Source organism: Campylobacter gracilis (assembly GCF_018374135.1).
Classification (GTDB): Bacteria; Campylobacterota; Campylobacteria; order Campylobacterales; family Campylobacteraceae; genus Campylobacter_B; species Campylobacter_B gracilis_A.
In genome coordinates, this window is sequence record NZ_JAHAFS010000019.1 from 1 (window position 1) to 18,647 (window position 18,647).

Consider the following 18,647-nt stretch of genomic DNA (forward strand, 5'->3'; position numbering starts at 1 on the left):
TACAGCTTTTTATATGATTTTTCGACGAGTCTGTCGTGATCTTTTCGCGATTTTTTAAAATTCCAGACGGTATTTGCGAGGTTTATATGTGACGAAATTTTACGGTTCGGTAAATTTATAGAGCCATTTAAATTTACAAAGTCGCTTAAATTTATAAACTAGCGCCTCTTTTTTGAGCGCTCTTTGCGCGTGAATTTTGAATACAGCTCTATCTAATCCGCAAAATTTTAGTTTTTGAAATTTTATAGATTTTCGAGCTTGCGTTTTGGCTGAAATTTTGATCCACGACCTCGTCAGCCGCCGCCCTCGCCCAGGTTTCGTCGAAGTTTTGTCCATTTAAATTTGCGCTGCTGGAGTAGAGCCAGTCAAATAGCCCCAAAAACTCCTCGTGAGCGCAATCTTTCACGACGCGCACGGCCTTGAAGTTCTGATATAAAAACGTCGTTTTCCTCGCGCGGCGCACTAAATTTTTAAATTTAGCGGGCACGCGAGCGAGATTTTTTAGCTCGCTAAACTTTGCCGTCGTTATGAGGCAGGGTTTGTCTACGGCTCGGCGTTTTAGCGCGTTTATCTCGCGAAAATCCTTGCTCAAAAATCCCGCCGTCGTATCGGTCTGCGCCAAATAGATCATCTCTCCTCCAAATTTACGCCTTTTTCCTGTCTTTAGCCAGCAAAAATATGCACGAGATAATGAGCGTAAAGCCCGCAAAATCAAGAAACACAAACTCCGTCCCCAGCCAAAAATAGGCAAACGCCGCGGCGCTCACCGGCTCGATGCACGCTATCATGCTCGCCCTGCTTGCGCCTATTATCTTTAGCCCCGTCATGTAAAAGCTAAACGCGCATATCGTGCCAAGGATCACCACCGCGGCAAGCGCCGCAAAGCCGTCCGCGTCGCTCACGCCCCCAAGCCGCCAAACCCGCGTATAAAGCGCAAGCGCGCCGCCGCCGATAACCATACCCCAGCCTAAATTTAGCGCAATGGGGTATTTTTGATTTAGCTTCGTTGGTATGAGGCTGTAAACCACGACGCCAAGCGCGCTAATCAGGCACCAAACCAGCGCCTCCGAGCTGATAACGAGCGAGCCCAGATCGCCGTGGGTGGCGAGTAGCATGACGCCCAGCACCGCCAAGATAAGCGCGATGAGCTCAACCTTTTTGGGCGCGCGTCGCTCCAAAAAACAAACGACGGCGAGGATGAGCGCAGGGGCGGAGTACTGGATCACGGTCGCGACGGCGGCGTTTGAGAGCTCGATACTGTAAAAATACGCATACTGCGTCATCATGAGCCCAAATACGGCATAGATGAGCAGCTGCGGCAAAAGCGCGCGATCTTTTAGCGGTGCGAGGGCTAGGCGCGGCGAGCGAGCGAAATAATACGCCGTCATCGCGAGCCCCGCAAGGCCTAGGCGGTAGGGCACGAGCCAGTCGGCGCTAACGCCTTTTTGCGTGAACAGATACTGCCCGCAAACGCCGCTAAAGCCCCATAATACGCCGCCAAGAAGCGTGATGAAAACGCCAAAAAATTCGCTCTGAGATCTCATTTACCGCCTTAAATTTAAAGCCAAAGTATATAAGCTTATGCTTAAGCTGGGGTTAAATTTGGGAGTTTGAGCGCGGCGCGATGAGTAAGGTAGGCGGAGTTAAATTTAGGCAAATGCAGCAAAAATCGGCAAAGATTTAAATTTGGACGCATCCTGGCGTAATATACGGCGGCTAAATTTTGACGAAATCGGCGAGAATTTTAAATTTGAGCGGATGGATAAGGAGGGCATTGCAAAATAATCTTCGAGGTTGTATTGTAAATTTTGAACGCGAAAAGATGAGTGAAAATATCGCGCAGCTATATGAGGCGGTTTTAAATTTAATCGCACGCAAACCCCCATCCTTACTTCACCTTGCATTTGCAGTTTTTTAGTAATTAACTCAGGCCGCAGCTTGGAGTTTCCTCTTACTCGTAAGCTACTTTAGCGGAGTGAAAAAGACGGTAGCAAACGCGGCGAATAACAAATAGCCTGCGAAGCTTAAAATTTTAAAACTAGCAACGTATATTTCTTTTGCGGTTACAAATTTGCGAAGCAAAAAGCGCACTAAAATTCAAACGCTTAAATTTTAAAATTTCAAACTCTCTTGTTCTAATAGTCGCAAATCTGCAATCTTTCGCCTAAATTTGGCGAAATTCGCGTCCAGCTCGCGTTTGCGTTTTATGGCAATATCTATAAACTCGTCCTCTTTTTCGATACCTACGAATTTTCGTCCTAGCAAATTCGCAGCTACGCCGGTCGTCGCAGAGCCTGCAAAAGGATCACAAACGACGCTATTTTGAGTGCTCGCCATTAAAATTAACCGCACCAAAAGCGGCAGCGGTTTTTGCGTCGGATGCTTGCCGCACGCCTTCTCCCACGGCGCGATCGCGGGCAAGTTCCACACGTCGCGCATCTGCTTGTCGCCGTTTAGCTTTTTCATTAGCTCGTAGTTGAAAATATGCTTAAATTTCTCACTTTTTCTTGCCCAGATGATCTGCTCCGAGCCGTGCGTGAGATAGCGGCAGCTAAAATTCGGCGGCGGATTGGTCTTCGCCCACGTGATGAGGTTTAGAATTTTATAGTCCAGCTTTTGCAGCGCCCGACCGATTGAAAATATATTATGATACGTCCCGCTTATCATTACGCTGCCGTTATTCGTGAGTGCATCTTTGGCGAGCGCAAGCCATTCGAGATTAAATTTATCTATCTCGTCGATGCCGTAGCTTTTGTCCCACTCGCCCTTGTTTACGCTTACGATTTGCCCGTTTTGAATACTGAGTCCGTCGTTTGAGAGAAAATAGGGCGGATCGGCAAAAATGAGGTCAAACTCGCCTTTAAATTTAGGCAAAATATTGAAGCAATCGCCTCTAAAAAGCTTAAAATCATCGGCTAACTTAAACATTTTTAAGCTCTTTTATAAAGTAATAAAGCGTGGCGAGATTATAAATTTTAACGCTTTTGTAGGCTTCTTCCAGTTTGTTTTTAGCCGCCAGCCACCCCTGTCCGTCGGTTATCCAGATAAATTTAAATCCGCCACAAAGCGCGATCTTGTGTGCTATTTCGATATAAGACCTTGCGACTTCATTTAGCTTCGAGCCGCCCGTGCCGTAAAAATTCGCCTCGATCAGATATGTTACGCCGCCTGCGCTAATAACGAAATCGAAAATCTTTTGATCGCTTCCTAAATTTAGAGCAAAATTTCTACTGCTGACCTCGGTTTGAAAGCAGATATTTTCACTCTTTTCTGGCAAAACAAAGGGTGTTTTGATGTGCTAAATTTACTCATTGCCGTTCGCGATAAAAACACGGACGTGATAGCGGCTAACGGTGAGCTAACGAAACTTGGAATGTATTTTAAAAGTCCAGAAAAAATCTATGAGTTTTGCCAAGAAAGCGGACTAGATAAAATTTTTACGGACGGAAAGGTTAAAAATTTGCACGATTACGTATTTGGCGTAGAAGTTGGGCTCGATACGAACGCGCGAAAAAATCGCGGAGGCGTAAATTTCGCGCGAACGATTTCAGAGTATCTTAAAAGTGAAAATATCTGTTTTCAAATCCTTTGAACCGAGTAAAAAATCAAGCGTGTGGAGCTTGATAGAAACGGCTTTTAGATTTTTGCCGCATTTTTCAAAGTCGGTAAAGTAGTCAAGGCTTGCATTTGTTTTTCTAAGTGAGCGTAAAAAGTCATCGAATTTCGTTAAATTTGGTTCCATAAAATTCCTAAATTTCAGTTTTCGGCTCGTCCGCGATCGTCGCTTTAAAGTCCGCGCAGACGAAATCCTCTGCACTCAAAATGATCTCGCAGTTTTCGTAAGCCGTCCGCGCGATCTTACACGCTTCTTCTTTATTTTTCGCTTTAATTACAACCTTTTTCGCCAAAGTTTCGGCAATCTCTACTTCAAATTCTTTCATCAAATCCCCATTTTTACTTTCGCGCTCTCGCTTTCTAAGTCGTATTGTTTGGCGATGCTTTCGTAGCTCGCAAATTTCACGCTGCCAACAATATCTTTGTATATCGATGCGCTTATCACGCTTTGAAACTGCCTCAACCTGCCCTCATCCGCGACGATAAACATTTTGGCGTTAAAGTCCTGAAGTTCGTAAAATTTATTAAGAGAATTTTTAAAGTCCGTCGAGTGCTCGACCTCGAAAAACGCGTAAGGTAGATTTCGCTCGTTAAACCAGATCGCATCGACGCTGCGTGCCTTATTTAGTATGCTCGGGTAGGCAAATTCGTAAATCGCCTTTAGCGAAGTGAGGTCGTCCAGCTTTTTGCTTGCGACGAAGCTTTTATTTTTATCCTGTGGCGGCACATAGGTTTGAAATTTGCGCAGGTTGCCGATCTCTACGATAAGGCCTTGAAAATAGGAGTGAGTGAAGCTATCTCGCGGATTCGCGCCACTTTCAAACTCATTTAAAATTTGCGTCTCAAGTGACTTTAAGCCCCAAAGACCCGGGCGAATCTTAAAAAACTCCGCATTTTCTTGCACGATACGCCGTATAGAAGCAAATGGCGTTCTCGTCGGCCATGAGCTAACGTCGGTCGCAGAATAAAGTTGTGATAGAGTCGCCGCACCGCCAAGCTCTATCATTGCCGCTATCACGAAATCTTTTTGTTTCATATTTGCTTATCCGTTTTTGTTGCCGCTAACGCTCGGATAAAATTTAACTTCACATTAAACAAGCCTTCGCCTCGGACGCAGACGAAATTTGCAGGCGGGACGGTTAAAATTTGCGGCGTCTGCTTTGGCGCGTAAAGCTGTCTAAACTCTTTTTTAAAATCAAACATTTTATTCCTTTTGCGAGGTAAATTTTATAAAATTTTACGCTAAAAGTGAAGCTGAAATTTTAAACTGTCTTACAATTTTACAGCATTACGCGATCGCGCGTATGCGAAATTCTACGAAATTTTACGTTCGTCACATCGTTACAAGAAATTTTGCCGCAAGCGCGTCAATGTCCAGTTGTGCAATAAAAAACGCCGCTACAAATATTTTAAAATTCCGCCGGAGCGCGCGGCTAAAGTGGCTAAAGCGACTAAAATTTAAAGCGCCGCTTAAAATTTTTAGACCAGCGCCAGCTTCAGCACCTCTTCGATCCGCTCTACGGGCGTTATTTTCAGATCGTTTTTGACCTCGTCCGGGATCTCCGCTAGGTCGCGCTCGTAGTTTTTGCGCGGGATCAGCACTTCGGCGATTTTGGCTTTGTGCGCGGCGATGAGTTTCTCTTTGAGCCCGCCAATCGGCAGCACCTTGCCGCTTAGCGTGATCTCGCCCGTCATCGCCAGATCTGCGCGCACTTTGCGCTCGCTTAAAATCGACGCGATCGCCGTGCTCATCGTGATACCCGCGCTCGGTCCGTCCTTTGGCGTCGCACCCTCGGGCACGTGGATGTGAAGGTCGAATTTGTTATAAATCTGCTCTGAGCTTTCGGAATTTTCCTCCGCGCCTAAATTTTGTGCCGCTACAGGGCTTTTAGACGCTGCGCCGCCATTTGCGCGCAATGCGGAGTTTTTGCCCGCGCGTGAGGCTTTTGCCGCGCCCGCCTTCGCGTCTTGAGCCGCTTTGAGCTTGCCCTCGTCGATAAGCACCTTTACGACGCTAAAGGCGATCTGCGCGGATTCTTTCATCACGTCGCCGAGCTGGCCCGTGATCGTCATTGCGCCCTTGCCTTTGATCTTGACCGCTTCGATCTTGAGCACGTCGCCGCCTACCGCGGTCCACGCAAGTCCGTTTACGATGCCGATTTGATCGCACTTTTCGACCTCGTCGATCTCGAAAACCTTTTTATTTAGAAATTCGCTTAAATTTTTCGTCGTAACGACGATTTTTCTAAATTCTTTGTCTTTTAAAATTTTAACCGCGACCTTGCGGAAGATCGCTGCGATCTGGCGGCGCAGGTTTCGCACGCCGCTTTCGCGCGTGTACTCTTCGATGATCTCGGAAAGGGCGGCGGGGTTGATTGCTACGTCGGCTGATTTTAAGCCGTGGCGCTGCAGCTCCTGAGGGATCAGATAGTCCTTAGCGATCTGAAATTTCTCCTGCGGCGTGTAAGAGCTAAGCTCGATAAACTCCATCCTATCGCGCAGCGGCGCGGGTATGAGAGATACGTCGTTCGCCGTGGCGATAAAGATGATCTTGCTAAGATCGATATTGAAATTTAGATAATAATCCCTAAAGCTCGAGTTTTGCTCGGGGTCTAAAATTTCAAGCAGAACCGCCGTTGGATCGCCCTTGTATGAGCTTGAAATTTTATCGATCTCATCAAGCACGATGACGGGGTTCATCTGATTTGCCTCGATGAGCCCTTGCACGATGCGACCCGGCATCGCGCCGATGTAGGTGCGACGGTGTCCGCGTAGCTCGTTTACGTCCTCAAGCCCGCCCAAAGCGATGCGGATGAGTTTGCGCTTAAGCGCGGTCGCGATGGAGTTTGCAAGACTCGTCTTGCCTACGCCGGGAGGGCCGTAGAAGCACAAGATCGCGCCGCCGTTTTTGCCGTCCTCTTTGCTCTTCTTGCTGCTTGTGCCGCGAAGCTCTAAAAGCTGTTTCAGCGCGAAATACTCCTCGATGCGCGCCTTGGGCTTTTGCAGAGAGTGGTGGTCTTTGTTTAGCTGCGCGGTGACGCCCTCGATGGACATCTTGTGCTTTGCCGCTTTTTCGAACGGCACTTCAATCACCCAGTCCAGATAGCTCTGTACAAGCCCCGCATCGGCGCTGTCCGGATGGAGGCGGGCAAATTTATCGATCTGCTTTTTGATCTCTTTGTAGGCATCCTCGCCCAAATAGGGCTTTTTGGCTTCCAGCTTTTTGCGGTATTCCTCGATCTCGACGTCGCGATCGGCGTCGCCGCCGAGCTCCTTTTGGATCTGTTTGAGCTGCTCTTTTAAAAAATACTCCTTGTTCGTCTTGTCGATCTTGGAATGAACCTTGCTTTTGATCTCCTTTTCGAGCCTCTGCGCTTCGATCTCGTCGGAGATGTAGTTGATGAGGTTGAAAAGGCGCTTTTGCAAATTGCTCTCGGTAAAAAACGAGTAGGCTACCTGCTTTTTTAGACGCAGTGCGCTTAAAATTAGGTCGCAAACGCGCGCGGCGTCGGTGCCGTCGTCGATGGTCTTTAACAGATCGTTCGGGAAAAAATGCGTAAGAGTGCTAAGCGTCTTGGTTTTTTCCTTTAGCACGCTTACCAGCGCGTCTAATTTTTGATCGTTGCCGCGCTCGTCGTGGATGATATCGACGGTAGCGACCAGCGGATCTTGCGAAATTTCTTTTACGATTTTGCCTTTTAGCGCGCCTTGGAATAAAATTTTAACCCGACCGTCGGGAAGCGGTACGGTTCTCATAACGGAGCCCACGACGCCTCCATTATAGATGCCGCCGAAGCTCCTATCGCCGCTAAATTCCGACTTTGAGCTTACGACCATTATCATAGATTCGTTTTTGGCGGCTAGATCGAGGGCTTTTTTGTTATGTTCGTCGCCGATGAAAAGGGGCGCTATCATAAAGGGATATAAAAATAGCTCGTCCTCGACGATAATAGGCAGATCGCTCGGGAATGTTGTATTTTGCATCAGTTGCATCGCTCCTCCTACTCAAAAATCGCGCGATACCAAGGCGAGCGCGGTTTGATTACGTCGGTGCCGTTTAACGGGGACTCTTCGATGCGCTGCTCGTAAATTTTAGCAGAACTTTCGCGGTCGGTGCGCTGGTAAAGGTCTTTGATGTCGATATTTAGCTGATGCTCGGCAAGGCGTAGCTTTGTTAGCATCGTCTCAAGTAGTGGGCGATACTCGCTCTGCGGGTATTCAGCTATAAATTTTCGAATTTCGTCGATGCTGTTTAGCATTAGCTTTTGGTTGCGATTTGGGCGGCTAAAGGAATCAAAATTTGCTCTAATTTTTAGAAATCTCGCGTATTCGATCTTCTGCGTCGTACCGTAGAGGCGGATATATTCGTCTAGGTATTTGTTTGCTTTCTCGTAGTTTTCATCCTCCACGAATGCCCACGCCATAATGAGCGTCATCTCCTCAAGCAGAGGCGAAGCGATATGTTCGCTAGAAAAGCTAGTATAGTGCTTCTCGGCATCCTCCATGCTGGCGTTATTGATATCTTCTAAAATTTTAGAATACCATGCCTCGGGGCTTAGATTAAAAAGCTCGCCGTCGCCTTTGCCACTGCAGCCGCCGATAAACGCGATAAATAGGAGAGCGGATAGAATTTTACTTAGATTTGTCATAAAAAATCCTTGGAATTTATTTAGCTCGTAATTTTATAGTCTTTGAGTAAATGCAAGCTTAAATTCCGCGTCCAAATTTAAAAATGGAATTTCTTTAAAATTTTTGTGCGTTCGGGCTTAAAAATCTTTGTAAACCAAAAAATTTACGCGATAAATTCTAAATTTAAGTTTAACAATAGTATAATTAGCGCCGATAACGCAGAGTAAGTTTGCGTTTCCGTAATTTCAAAATTTTAAAGAAAGGATGTAAGATGAAAAAAGGTTTTACTCTAATCGAGCTGATCTTTACTATCGTGATTTTGGCGATTACGACGATGGCGATTCCGCGTATCGTTGCGCAGACTGCGGGGCTTAACGAATTTGCTATAAAGCAGGAGTTAGTGATGAACGCAAAGACGGCTATGACACAGATCATTCGTGCGCCTTGGGACAGCGGCTATGTTAATGCCCCAGGGGCATGCACGGGTATTGATGATTTAAACGAGTGTGCGAGGGTGATGCCAGTGCCAATATTTGATTTATCCAGGGTAGTAAATTCGGAGGATCTTAACTCTCTTGCTCTTGTTAATAGGAATGGGGCGTCTCACGAGAATATAGGTAATACTAGAAAGGTATCTACTGCCACCCCTACTTTAAGCCGTTGTTTCGGAACCGGTGCAAATGCGCCAGATCCTAAATGTATCGTATCTTACGGTTGGGATACTACCGGCAGAGGATATAACGATGTAGATGATTATATCGTATACAAACCCCAGATCGATCCTGCAAGGATTCCTAACAGAACGTCTGGCGATTTCTTATTAACTACTGACGTAAGCGTTAATGTGATGTATGTTAGTGACGCTCTTACATCAACTTCTGGAGGCTATAAAAATTCTAGAGCAATAGAAGCAAATTTAGGAATCCGAGCGTCTTCCGTTCCTACGAACATTAAATTAGTAGAAGTAACGGCGGTAGATAGAAATGATAGAGATAGGAATGTGACATTGCGATCATATTCATTCAATATCGGCTCTAATGATATTTAAGGTTAAAGAGTATATTATGAAAAATGCATTTACGCTCATTGAGCTCGTTTTCGTCATTATAGTTATGGGTATAATTTCTATGTTTGGCGCAGATCTATATTTTCAGGTTTATAAATCGTATGTTCATGTGCGTGCCATGAATCAGTTAGAGGCTAGGACGCAAAATGTGGTTACTCTTATAGCATCTAAGCTGGAAGACAGAATTCCTTTCACGACTATAGCAAGAATTTACGACGAAGGAAAAAATGCCGATCGTCCTTTTACGTCGATAGAGTCTGCTACTGCGGATCATGACACCTTAGAGTGGATAGGTCAGAGCATAGAGAGTAAATATGCTTCTAATTCTAACCATAACGTGGGCTGGAGCGGGTTTATGGACATGAACTCATTTGTCGCGGGAACTGAAACGAATGCTTATAGCTTTAATTCTCAGGGAAGCAATTTCAATGATGTTTCTAATATTATTCAAAGACTGCGATTTAATACGGATGGAAACTTTGCTATCATATTTAGAGATATTCAAATCGATGATTCTAATAGTAGATATGGTGGGATTCAAAATGCTTTTGGTTACGGAGGTAGGGCTGATATGGTGGCGAATGCGAGTAGGAATACGGGCAACAATGAAAGAGTAAATATAACATATGAGGCATATGCGCATTTAGGTAAAGATGCTATTTCGGAACAGTACTACTTAGCACATACTGGATATGCTATACAGCCGGATAATGTACGACGAACGTATACAAACGCATCGGGCGCAGCCGTAAATTATGAGGGTGGTAGTAAGAATTTTAATTTAAGACTTTTTTATAACTATAGACCTTGGACCGGTACGCGGTATGATGCTAATAGTAGTAGCGCTATTATTGCCGAAGACGTTAGCTTGTTTAGGTTTAAAGACGATAACGGAGCTTTAGCCTTTAAATTATGTATGAGAGATGGTGGTAGGAATTTTGATGTATCGCAGCTCGATTTAATAATATGCAAAACGCAGGTGGTATTTTGAGATGAAAAATGGTTTTAGTTTAATAGCCGCCGTATTTTTTATAATATTGGTAGCTACTACGGCGCTTACGGCATTGAGTATCGCTACTATGACGGCTAGAGATACGTCTACTATCTACGGTAAAGAACAAGCTTTACTTTTGGCTCAGAGCGCTACTGAATTTACTGTTATGGCGATGCAGGCACATGTATATCCGAGACAGATAACTGGTGGAGGTTATGATAGTGCAAACTGTTTAGAGAGGGTAAGACTGACTTATCCTAATTCTGAAGAACCATGGTTTATTATGAATGTAAATATATATTATCTAGATAACCTAACTAATTGTGGTACTAATATAGGCAGAACTAGGTTATTAAATGCAGGCGGTACGCCACAAACGACTCCTACTACTCATGCTGCGTTAGTAGATGTGACAGTAAGATCTACGCCGGCATTCAGTACAGTTCCTATAGTTTATAATAGACGGACTCTACAAAAACCATAATTGAAAGGATACTTCATGAATATGAGTATAGTAGGAAAGCAGTTTGGGCTTACAGATTCTATCAAGAGTTATATGGATAATGCTTTTGAAAGTTTAAGTAAATATAATCTCGATATAGTATCTATTCGCTGTGTAATATCTGCAGATGAGAAACAGGGACGCAAAGGATTTGTAATAGATTTCTCTTTAAATTTGGCCCATAAAGATACGGTAGTAATCCGTCATAAAGATAAAGATTTATATGCTGCGATAGATAGTGTAGTAGATCGTGCATCCAAGGTGCTACGTAGGCATCATGATAAAGTAAATTCGCATAAAAACCGCGATGAAATGAAACAAAATGCTTTAAATGAGGCAGTAAAAGCAATTGAGTCAAATCAAAGTGAAACTATAGACGAGATAGTTCCTACTGAGCTAGAACTTTATAAACCGCTAGAGATTGACGAAGCACTTAATAAACTAAAAGAAAGTACCGATCAATTTTTGGTTTTCAATGATATGGATGCTAAAATGAGAGTACTATATAAACGTAAGGATGGAAGGTTTGGTTTATTTTAGCCTTTTGGCTAATTCGTGGTACCGTTAAAATTTAGCTGTGGTATATGATATATATTCTCTTTACCGCAGCCTAATAGTTTCGTTTTTCTTATTTTTTACTTGAAAGTTATTAAAATTTATAGTTTTTAAGTAAAAAAGATGTAAAATCATGTAAATATGTTATTGACCGGAGGGTAGTATCATGAACAAAAAGAGCTATAAGTTTGTACCTATTTTGGTATTTTTGTTTTTATTCTTCACGAATGCTTTTGGTGCAACTAAAGTTGCCGAAGTTTCATTTACAGGAAATGTAGAGCAAACTACGAATCTTAGTGGTAATCTCATAATCCCAAATTCTGCTAGCGAAGTATACTATTTTAAAGTTACAGTGCCTACTAATGGGAAAATTACGATAACCCCTGATAGTACGTTTTATATAGACGATAGTTCATTTAAATATAAGACAAGCACTTCAAACTTGGATAGTTTTGTTTCTGTTAAGTCAAGTGGGTCAAAAGTTACGTCGCCTTTGGAATATACCGTAGGATCAACTACGGGAGAGACTTTTTACTTTTTGTTCGTAAATGATACTGGATCTCCTATAAAATCTACTATTACATCGATAAAATTTACGCCGGACGCTCCGGCTAATGCGCCTGATAAGAATAAATGTTCGTCATTTGGCAATACTAGAGTTGGTCTAGATAGTTCCGTTAGCCCTGCTACCTTATATGATAAAGTATCTTATAATTTCCAAGGAGCAAAGTTATTTAAAAACGGAAAATATATTGGTTTTTACGGTAAAATTAAAGTTATTAGTAAAGGCACGATTTCTACTGATAGTTATATGGGCTATAAAGTATCTGTAGATAAACATCAAGATAGTCAAGATTGTAAAGCTACCGATAATAAGTCTTTACAAGTAGATGTTGGTGATGAGGTATATATTCATATAAATCCGGCGGATGATGCGAAGGTGGATGAACCTATAAATGGAACAGCGATAGTTAAATTCGCTCCTAATAATACTGGCGGCGGCGGTACAGGGGGCGACGATCACCATACTGGTGGCGTAGAGCCTACAATTCAGCCAAATGAGGTTCCTGATGACGGTCGTATTTTATCTGATAGTAATAGGGGTGCTATTGATTTTAGTGGTGTTCCAAAAGATGATTGGGCAAATGGTCAACATCCGCAGATTAGATTTGGAGGCGAAGGTACATATGTATATGGTGATTATGCGCTTACCGGTAAGCCTATAGTTCATCAAAAAGGCGACTATAATTATAAAGATTATATGTATAACGATAATACTGAGTACTATAAAGAGGATGGCGCTTTCGTTAGAAATAGTTCAAGAAATAAAATGCTTCTACCAAAAGGCATAAAAAAGAAGGATATTGTTTATGCTAGACTTTATTGGGAAGGGCATATATTCAACGCAAATAAAAATGCCGGATTTAGAGACATAAAGGATTATACTAAAGCTCAGATCAGAATTAAAAGCTCTAAAGGCAGCGGTACCAATGTAATTAATATCCAAAGAGATAAATGTAACGGCTTTGTAGCATGGAATACGGGTCGTGTTCCCGAGACTCGTATGAATTATAACTGTTCTAAAGATATAACCGAGCTAGTAAAAAAGGAATTTGTTGATTATTCAGACAGTATTGATTTTACAGTAGGAAATTTAAATACTACTACTGGTTCTGACAATTTCGGTATTATTTATATCAATGGCAAACTATTTGATTCGGTTAAACTAGGTTCCCATGGTGGTTGGGGCATTGTCTTGGTATACGATAAAACTCTCAATTCTCGAAATGAGTTAGTGGCAGATCTACAAACAGATGCTAGCATTACTGGCTCTGTTAAGAGCTTTGATGATGCCAATAAGTATATTGAGACATACTTTAAGCCAAAAAATGTAACTATATACGGGGACTTCATAGCATTGATGCCTTGGAGTGGAGGCTTTGAGAAAATGAAGGTCGGTTTTAAATTGCAAGGATTCTATACGCCTAGAATTGGTACTGTTCAGTCAAAGATTAGTTTCTTGGGCTTTGGCGGCGAAAAAAATATTGAGGCAGGTGAATATCTGCGTGTCAAAAATAATAAGACCAATAAGTTTGAAACCCTAAGTGGAAGTAAAGTAAATTTGCCGGTTAGTGGCGCACCAGAATATGCCAATATCTATGATGGTTCCATATCATTACTCAAAGTGGATTCGAATGGAAAATATCAATATGAATATCCGACTGGCACTGTATATAATATAGGTTATGACTTAGATGAATTTGATATAAGTGATAAAATGTCAAATAAGCAGTCGGTGCTCGATGTAGAAATAGGTGCTAATTTTCGAGGGCACGATGCCGATCAAAATTTCATAAGTATGATTGCATTATCTACCGACTTATATGTTCCTAATCTATGCTATGAGGAAAAAATATATAATGCTGCCGGTTGGGTACAATTTTTTGATCCAAAAACAAGTCTTAGAAAAGCTTTAAACGCTACGGCTCAAGAAAATATTCCTCAGGCGGGTGTTGATGAAGCCATTGTTGCGGGTGAGAATTTATTTTATCGTGTGCAGTTTAAAAACAAAAAGGATAAAGACGGTAACGGCGAAACTGCGGAAGGTGTTTATGTAACTCCAAATTTCGGCGCATGGAATACCTATCAATTAAATACATCGGCTATTGATAATACGCTTAAAGCAGGCACTATTGAGAATGCCAACTACGTATTTCTTAAGGACGATCAAAAAGGTGCTTATTCAACTTTAGTTGATGTGGCTAATGCTACATCTTCTCCAAATGTCAGTGAAAATACTTATAAAGATAGACAACTTAATAGCACTAATAATAATGTATTAAAATTTTTCGTCGGTAAAAATTCTGGAAAAATAGGTGCGGATGGACAACCTGTCGGAGGCAATCTCGAGAAGGGGGAAAGCGCTTTCGTAGAATTTAATGCCACGGTTGGCAGAAATCCTATTTATAGACCTCTTAGTTATAGCGTAAGCTATAAGATGGATATTGCAGGTAAAAAAGTAGATGGACCTTCTTCGTTGATGCAGCCTTGCGGTAAAGCTTCTAAAAATAGAAGGGTTGTGGTCCTAGAAGGTTTGCAAATTGTAAATAAGAATTTCGAGGATAGTACAAAAGAACAAGATGATAGACTATACACCCAAGCTGCGGAATTACCTTTTGACGTAAATATGATTTTTAGACCTAATCCGTCAAGCTTTTTTGCTTGCGTAGAAGCTAATTCTGATGGAACTTGCAAATATTATAAATGGAGCGAAATTGCCGGAACCGAGTATGAAAAATGGTATAAACGAGTACCAGAAACTGATCATGCTACATATGCGGGACCTGAAGATGGGGCGCTTCAGAAATTTAGCGGTCTGAAGGGTAACCTGTATTTATCTTTGATAAGAGCAGATCAAATAGGCGCTTGCAGATATTTGACCGATGCGTATAAAATTCCGTTTAAACTAAACGGCTCTGGCTACGCCATAGATCATAAAGTTAACGAATTCAAAGACGAGAAGCTCTTAAGGCTAAAGAATTTAGAAATAGGCGATGCATTTAGAGGAGCTACATTTATGATCAGTTATGAGCCGGCAGAGTTATCTTTGGCTCCTAATGTCACTATAGATACGACCGTAACTAAAGATGCCAACATATACTTTTTGGAACAATACAAAAAGCAATTATGCAAAAAGTGGGGTGTAGCAGAAGCCGATTGCCCTCCTGATATTACCAAAAAGATTGATGAAACAAAGTATAAAAAATATGGTAAACTTATCAACGATGAGATAGAAAAGCTTAAGGAGCAGTTCAGATCTGCTTCTAAGTATCTGGGTACGAATGTATCGGCAGATGGCAGATTTCATGTTTGCGGTAGTGATTCATTTTCCATTAGACCGGGATATTTTAAGGTTGATATGGATAAACTAAGCAAATACGGTAAGCTCGTTAAACCTGATGCTAGCGGAGATATTACTAAAGCAGTCAGTAGTAAGGGCATAATGCATAGTACCGACCTAAGAGTTGGCGGTAAATATACCGATAATGCTGATATTTTGACTGAAGTCTTTACCGCTAAAAGCGTAGAAGGTCATAATGTTCCTAACTATAATCCTACGCTAGGCGGGGATTTAAGTATAAGAAGATTTTCTTATAGAAACGGCTATACTAGTGATTCGGCTAATTTCTCCGATGATGGAAAGAAGATATCTACTACAACCAGAGAGAATTTGACTTATATTAAGCCATTTATATCTAGCCAGTGTTATTCATCTCTTGCTACTCAATCGTATTATGTTAACATTAGCCATCCTGTAAATGTTGATAAAGCGTTAATTACCGATGAGGCATGCGGAAGCAGAGAAAATCAGTATTATGGTTATAAATTTAACGCAGTTACTGGCAGGTATGTCGCTGCAAATAATTTGAGTGGATACATAGGAGACTCTGCAGCAACTAAAAATAACAAATTGGGCTCTAGCTCCGATACTTGCGAAATTAACGGCAAGAAGTTCAATACTTCGTATGCTAGGATATGGGATAAAGCCGGAGTTAGTCTATGGGCGGATTTTGGTTATAAAAGTGATTTAAGTTCTAGCGATGGTAAAGCGAATGAAACAAAGAAATATACGCCACATGAACTAATTGCCGAAGCGCAAAAAAATCCTGATTCAAAAGGTAAAAGTAAAGTTTTAGTCTATACCGGACAACAAGGAGGTAAGATATTCAATTACTATAACGTAGGCGATGCTGCGATTAACATATATGATAATAGTTGGACCGATGTATATGCAAATCAAACTTATATAAAGAAGGATCTGGGTGGCGGTATTACTGGTGATTGGAAAGCAAAGTGTATCCTCAACTCATCTAGCAATAAGCCCGATAAAGATGGTAAAATTGGTTGCGATGTAGGTATAAAACTAGATGGCGATAAAAGTGCCGATAATCTATCACTGATCTTGCGATATAAACCGCAGCGTATAGTTATGTCCATTAAGAGCTTAAATAATGATGGTGTAAATACTACTTTTGGTGGTGCAGGTTATACGTATTTCAATTCCCCGGTTATTGAGAATAATGTAGTTATAGATAATAGAAATTTGGGGATCGCAAACAAAGCGATTACTTCTAAATTGGATAATTTAGCTAGATTAAATTTCACAGCTACTGCGTATCTTGATGATGAGGTTTATAAAGATGTAGTCGCTACGTTATACGATGGTAGGGTTATAACGGGAAGTTACGATGGTAGAGATTATGATGTGCCTGTATGCGGGTTTGCAAGCGATACAAATATTAGACTTAATTTTGGTTTTGTATGCTCGGGTACATCTTCGACAGATCCTAGATGCGCTAACGGCAGCGGACTTGCACCTAAGACTACGGCAAATAATTTGAACTATGCGCCATTCCCTGATATTCCGACCGCAGTTTATCAAATACCTGCAGGTACTCAGTTTTTGACTGAAGCTCAATGTAGAACGGTGGGCTCAAGATTTGATAGTAGATGCTATAAATATAATGTAAAAACTGCTAGTATAGAAACTAATACAAATAAAGAAGATTATAATGTAGAAAATACTAACGTAAATACTAGTAGTGGTCAGTCTATGCTGCCTATCCCATTAGGATTAGCCGTGAATTTTTATAGTAATGGAAATTTGACGAGCGGTTTTTTAAATGCTGAAGAGTCCAATAAGAATTTGGGATTAAGTCATAATCCTAAGAATCCAAATTTTACATTGATGAGTAGGGCGTTTGACGAAGGCAAGACTTCGTCGGCAGTTATCTATTTCAATTTTGATAGAATGCAAAAGACTCCTCAATGGCCTGTATTAATATATGTTAACGACTTTAACTACAATATATTATCTATGGATAATAGAATGCGTCCGACTAGATTTAATAACATGGGTGAGTTGCTTTCTAATAATGGCGACAATATATTGATCGGGGAGAATTCCTATTCGTTGAGATCGAGTAGTTTTACAAGTACCATCGATAAGCCTTCGGGCACTGTAGACGTAAGTAAGTCTACGAATTTTGATAAATTCGGCTCAGTCTTAGTTAACGATACTGCAAGTTATGGCTTTGCGAGTGCTCCATATACCAATAAAGACAACACGTATGAGAAATATAATGTCGGCGGCATTGATATAACTAATGAGAATTTTGCTACATATGTGTCTCGTTTGGCGGGAGGTGCTGCCAATATGGCTTCATATATAAAGGATAACGATATCAGTACTAGCGCAATGTTCATATACGGTAAGGCAAATCTTATCAATGACGAGTTGACCGAGGTTAAAGGTGATAGAAACCAAAATCTGTCGTTAAGTATTCTCGATAAGGTGTTTTGTGGCAAGGATGGAAATTGTGCCGTTACTCCAGCTTCTACACTCGCTGGAATTCCTACAGCCACTTCGATATTTAGCGGTATAACTGTTGACGGTGACGCTAGCTTTGACGATGGCGTTAGAAAGCTGAAATTTGCTCTTAATACTAATAAAAATGCTAATAAGACAAACATTGGCGATATCTTTGTTAAGAGATATAAATCGGAAAAGGGGCATGTTGTTATTACTAGACCTGAAGTAGAAAATAGCGGTACCGAAAACATTTCTGTGAAGCTGCATAGAGTGGGCTGGGATACCATACGCATCTTAACTCCAGAATGGTTGATTTACACTCCTAGTATTCAAGATATACTAGTAAATAGTACTGATACGACAACAGGTGTACCTCAGTATTACAACTTTTTTAAGTTAAGAGTTGGTAAATCCGGGGACTGGGCCGGTGAAGGTCAAGTCAAAGGTGATAAGGAGGATGATGTTGGTCAATTTGTTACCGGCAAGGACTTTGAAAATACGGTGATTAAAGACGTAGATAAATCTAAGAATCGTGGTAGAGTAAATTGGTAGTTTTATCCTAAATAAAATCATGCGCTCTTGGAATGGGCGCATGATTTAAATTCCTTTATTAAATTTTTTATAACGTTGCTATCTTTTGTTTTCTTTTATTTTAAGTAAAAAATGTTCATATATGTTGTGTGAAATTTTAGTGTAAGATTTTGCAAGCTGATTTTAGTCGTTAAATGTAGTTACGGCATAGCATCTCGCTAATAGTATTTTTAAATTCTATCACCCAAGGTCGTCAGCACACTGTTTTTTAAAATTTCATTTTATAAATCCCCGCCTGTTTAGCTTATTGCATAAAATTTTATCTCATGGATTTACCTGCTCATTTACCCGTTTTTAAATGAAATTTCGGCACAATGCGGCT

Annotated in this window: 17 protein-coding genes; 7 read left to right on the forward strand and 10 right to left on the reverse strand. The window is 41.5% G+C overall.

The annotated features are described in order from the left end of the window. Positions 1–208 precede the first annotated feature (208 nt). Positions 209–631 (reverse strand): Sua5 YciO YrdC YwlC family protein, encoded by a 423-nt coding sequence (locus KH703_RS08835; protein WP_304295497.1) that lies wholly within the window; start codon positions 629–631, stop codon positions 209–211. Between the two features lie 13 nt (positions 632–644). Next, on the reverse strand, positions 645–1,544 hold the full coding sequence (locus KH703_RS08840) for a DMT family transporter (RefSeq protein WP_304295500.1): 900 nt from the start codon (positions 1,542–1,544) through the stop codon (positions 645–647). Between the two features lie 230 nt (positions 1,545–1,774). Here KH703_RS08840 and KH703_RS08845 point away from each other — a divergent pair, with 230 nt between their 5' ends. After that, positions 1,775–1,918 carry a hypothetical protein gene (locus KH703_RS08845; RefSeq protein ID WP_304295501.1) on the forward strand — a complete coding sequence of 48 codons (144 nt, stop codon included), beginning with the start codon at positions 1,775–1,777 and terminating at the stop codon, positions 1,916–1,918. 194 nt (positions 1,919–2,112) lie between these two features. On the opposite strand, the gene KH703_RS08850 is transcribed toward KH703_RS08845, so the two are convergent. After that, complete coding sequence (locus KH703_RS08850) at positions 2,113–2,928, reverse strand: site-specific DNA-methyltransferase (protein WP_304295502.1); 816 nt, start codon at positions 2,926–2,928, stop codon at positions 2,113–2,115. Then, positions 2,921–3,277, reverse strand: a complete 357-nt coding sequence (locus KH703_RS08855) for a DpnII family type II restriction endonuclease (RefSeq protein WP_304295503.1) — start codon at positions 3,275–3,277, stop codon at positions 2,921–2,923. Before KH703_RS08855 ends, KH703_RS08850 begins: the two co-directional genes overlap by 8 nt. 18 nt (positions 3,278–3,295) lie before the next feature. On the opposite strand from KH703_RS08855, the gene KH703_RS08860 reads away from it, so the two are divergent. Next, positions 3,296–3,592 carry a DpnII family type II restriction endonuclease gene (locus tag KH703_RS08860; RefSeq protein WP_304295504.1) on the forward strand — a complete coding sequence of 99 codons (297 nt, stop codon included), beginning with the start codon at positions 3,296–3,298 and terminating at the stop codon, positions 3,590–3,592. Here the strand turns inward: KH703_RS08860 and KH703_RS08865 are convergent. The 6 genes from KH703_RS08865 to KH703_RS08890 all read right to left on the reverse strand — a co-directional run bounded on the left by KH703_RS08865 (position 3,548) and on the right by KH703_RS08890 (position 8,264). Then, the gene (locus KH703_RS08865) at positions 3,548–3,742 is read right to left on the reverse strand and encodes a DpnII family type II restriction endonuclease (protein ID WP_122863220.1); all 195 of its coding nucleotides are present in this window, start codon (positions 3,740–3,742) and stop codon (positions 3,548–3,550) included. The two genes, KH703_RS08860 and KH703_RS08865, sit on opposite strands and share 45 nt — an antisense overlap. Before the next feature lie 7 nt (positions 3,743–3,749). Next, complete coding sequence (locus KH703_RS08870) at positions 3,750–3,941, reverse strand: DpnD/PcfM family protein (RefSeq protein ID WP_304295505.1); 192 nt, start codon at positions 3,939–3,941, stop codon at positions 3,750–3,752. Next, positions 3,941–4,651, reverse strand: coding sequence for a hypothetical protein (locus KH703_RS08875; protein ID WP_304295506.1), 711 nt, complete (start codon positions 4,649–4,651; stop codon positions 3,941–3,943). Before KH703_RS08875 ends, KH703_RS08870 begins: the two co-directional genes overlap by 1 nt. Then, positions 4,648–4,818 (reverse strand): hypothetical protein, encoded by a 171-nt coding sequence (locus KH703_RS08880; protein ID WP_304295509.1) that lies wholly within the window; start codon positions 4,816–4,818, stop codon positions 4,648–4,650. Before KH703_RS08880 ends, KH703_RS08875 begins: the two co-directional genes overlap by 4 nt. 276 nt (positions 4,819–5,094) lie before the next feature. After that, positions 5,095–7,608 carry an endopeptidase La gene (gene lon, locus KH703_RS08885; protein ID WP_304295511.1) on the reverse strand — a complete coding sequence of 838 codons (2,514 nt, stop codon included), beginning with the start codon at positions 7,606–7,608 and terminating at the stop codon, positions 5,095–5,097. Positions 7,609–7,616: 8 nt separating this feature from the next. Next, positions 7,617–8,264, reverse strand: coding sequence for an outer membrane protein assembly factor BamD (locus KH703_RS08890; protein ID WP_295152470.1), 648 nt, complete (start codon positions 8,262–8,264; stop codon positions 7,617–7,619). A gap of 251 nt (positions 8,265–8,515) precedes the next feature. On the opposite strand from KH703_RS08890, the gene KH703_RS08895 reads away from it, so the two are divergent. The 5 genes from KH703_RS08895 to KH703_RS08915 all read left to right on the forward strand — a co-directional run bounded on the left by KH703_RS08895 (position 8,516) and on the right by KH703_RS08915 (position 18,286). Continuing rightward, entirely contained in the window at positions 8,516–9,292 is a 777-nt protein-coding gene (locus KH703_RS08895; protein ID WP_304295512.1) for a type II secretion system protein, read from the forward strand. Positions 9,293–9,308: 16 nt separating this feature from the next. Further along, positions 9,309–10,301 carry a type II secretion system protein gene (locus tag KH703_RS08900; RefSeq protein WP_304295513.1) on the forward strand — a complete coding sequence of 331 codons (993 nt, stop codon included), beginning with the start codon at positions 9,309–9,311 and terminating at the stop codon, positions 10,299–10,301. Position 10,302: 1 nt separating this feature from the next. Continuing rightward, the gene (locus tag KH703_RS08905; protein ID WP_304295514.1) at positions 10,303–10,788 is read left to right on the forward strand and encodes a hypothetical protein; all 486 of its coding nucleotides are present in this window, start codon (positions 10,303–10,305) and stop codon (positions 10,786–10,788) included. A gap of 15 nt (positions 10,789–10,803) precedes the next feature. After that, positions 10,804–11,346, forward strand: a complete 543-nt coding sequence (gene raiA / locus KH703_RS08910; RefSeq protein WP_304295515.1) for a ribosome hibernation-promoting factor, HPF/YfiA family — start codon at positions 10,804–10,806, stop codon at positions 11,344–11,346. Between the two features lie 181 nt (positions 11,347–11,527). After that, positions 11,528–18,286, forward strand: a complete 6,759-nt coding sequence (locus KH703_RS08915) for a hypothetical protein (RefSeq protein ID WP_304295517.1) — start codon at positions 11,528–11,530, stop codon at positions 18,284–18,286. Positions 18,287–18,647: the final 361 nt, after the last annotated feature.

Bases quoted from the DNA above. Each gene is read 5' to 3' on its own strand.
- KH703_RS08835 (WP_304295497.1), bottom strand. From the start codon at position 631: ATGATCTATTTGGCGCAGACCGATACGACGGCGGGATTTTTGAGCAAG.
- KH703_RS08840 (WP_304295500.1), bottom strand. From the start codon at position 1,544: ATGAGATCTCAGAGCGAATTTTTTGGCGTTTTCATCACGCTTCTTGGC.
- KH703_RS08850 (WP_304295502.1), bottom strand. From the start codon at position 2,928: ATGTTTAAGTTAGCCGATGATTTTAAGCTTTTTAGAGGCGATTGCTTC.
- KH703_RS08865 (WP_122863220.1), bottom strand. From the start codon at position 3,742: ATGGAACCAAATTTAACGAAATTCGATGACTTTTTACGCTCACTTAGA.
- KH703_RS08870 (WP_304295505.1), bottom strand. From the start codon at position 3,941: ATGAAAGAATTTGAAGTAGAGATTGCCGAAACTTTGGCGAAAAAGGTT.
- KH703_RS08875 (WP_304295506.1), bottom strand. From the start codon at position 4,651: ATGAAACAAAAAGATTTCGTGATAGCGGCAATGATAGAGCTTGGCGGT.
- KH703_RS08880 (WP_304295509.1), bottom strand. From the start codon at position 4,818: ATGTTTGATTTTAAAAAAGAGTTTAGACAGCTTTACGCGCCAAAGCAG.
- lon (WP_304295511.1), bottom strand. From the start codon at position 7,608: ATGCAACTGATGCAAAATACAACATTCCCGAGCGATCTGCCTATTATC.
- KH703_RS08890 (WP_295152470.1), bottom strand. From the start codon at position 8,264: ATGACAAATCTAAGTAAAATTCTATCCGCTCTCCTATTTATCGCGTTT.
- KH703_RS08895 (WP_304295512.1), top strand. From the start codon at position 8,516: ATGAAAAAAGGTTTTACTCTAATCGAGCTGATCTTTACTATCGTGATT.
- KH703_RS08900 (WP_304295513.1), top strand. From the start codon at position 9,309: ATGAAAAATGCATTTACGCTCATTGAGCTCGTTTTCGTCATTATAGTT.
- KH703_RS08905 (WP_304295514.1), top strand. From the start codon at position 10,303: ATGAAAAATGGTTTTAGTTTAATAGCCGCCGTATTTTTTATAATATTG.
- raiA (WP_304295515.1), top strand. From the start codon at position 10,804: ATGAATATGAGTATAGTAGGAAAGCAGTTTGGGCTTACAGATTCTATC.
- KH703_RS08915 (WP_304295517.1), top strand. From the start codon at position 11,528: ATGAACAAAAAGAGCTATAAGTTTGTACCTATTTTGGTATTTTTGTTT.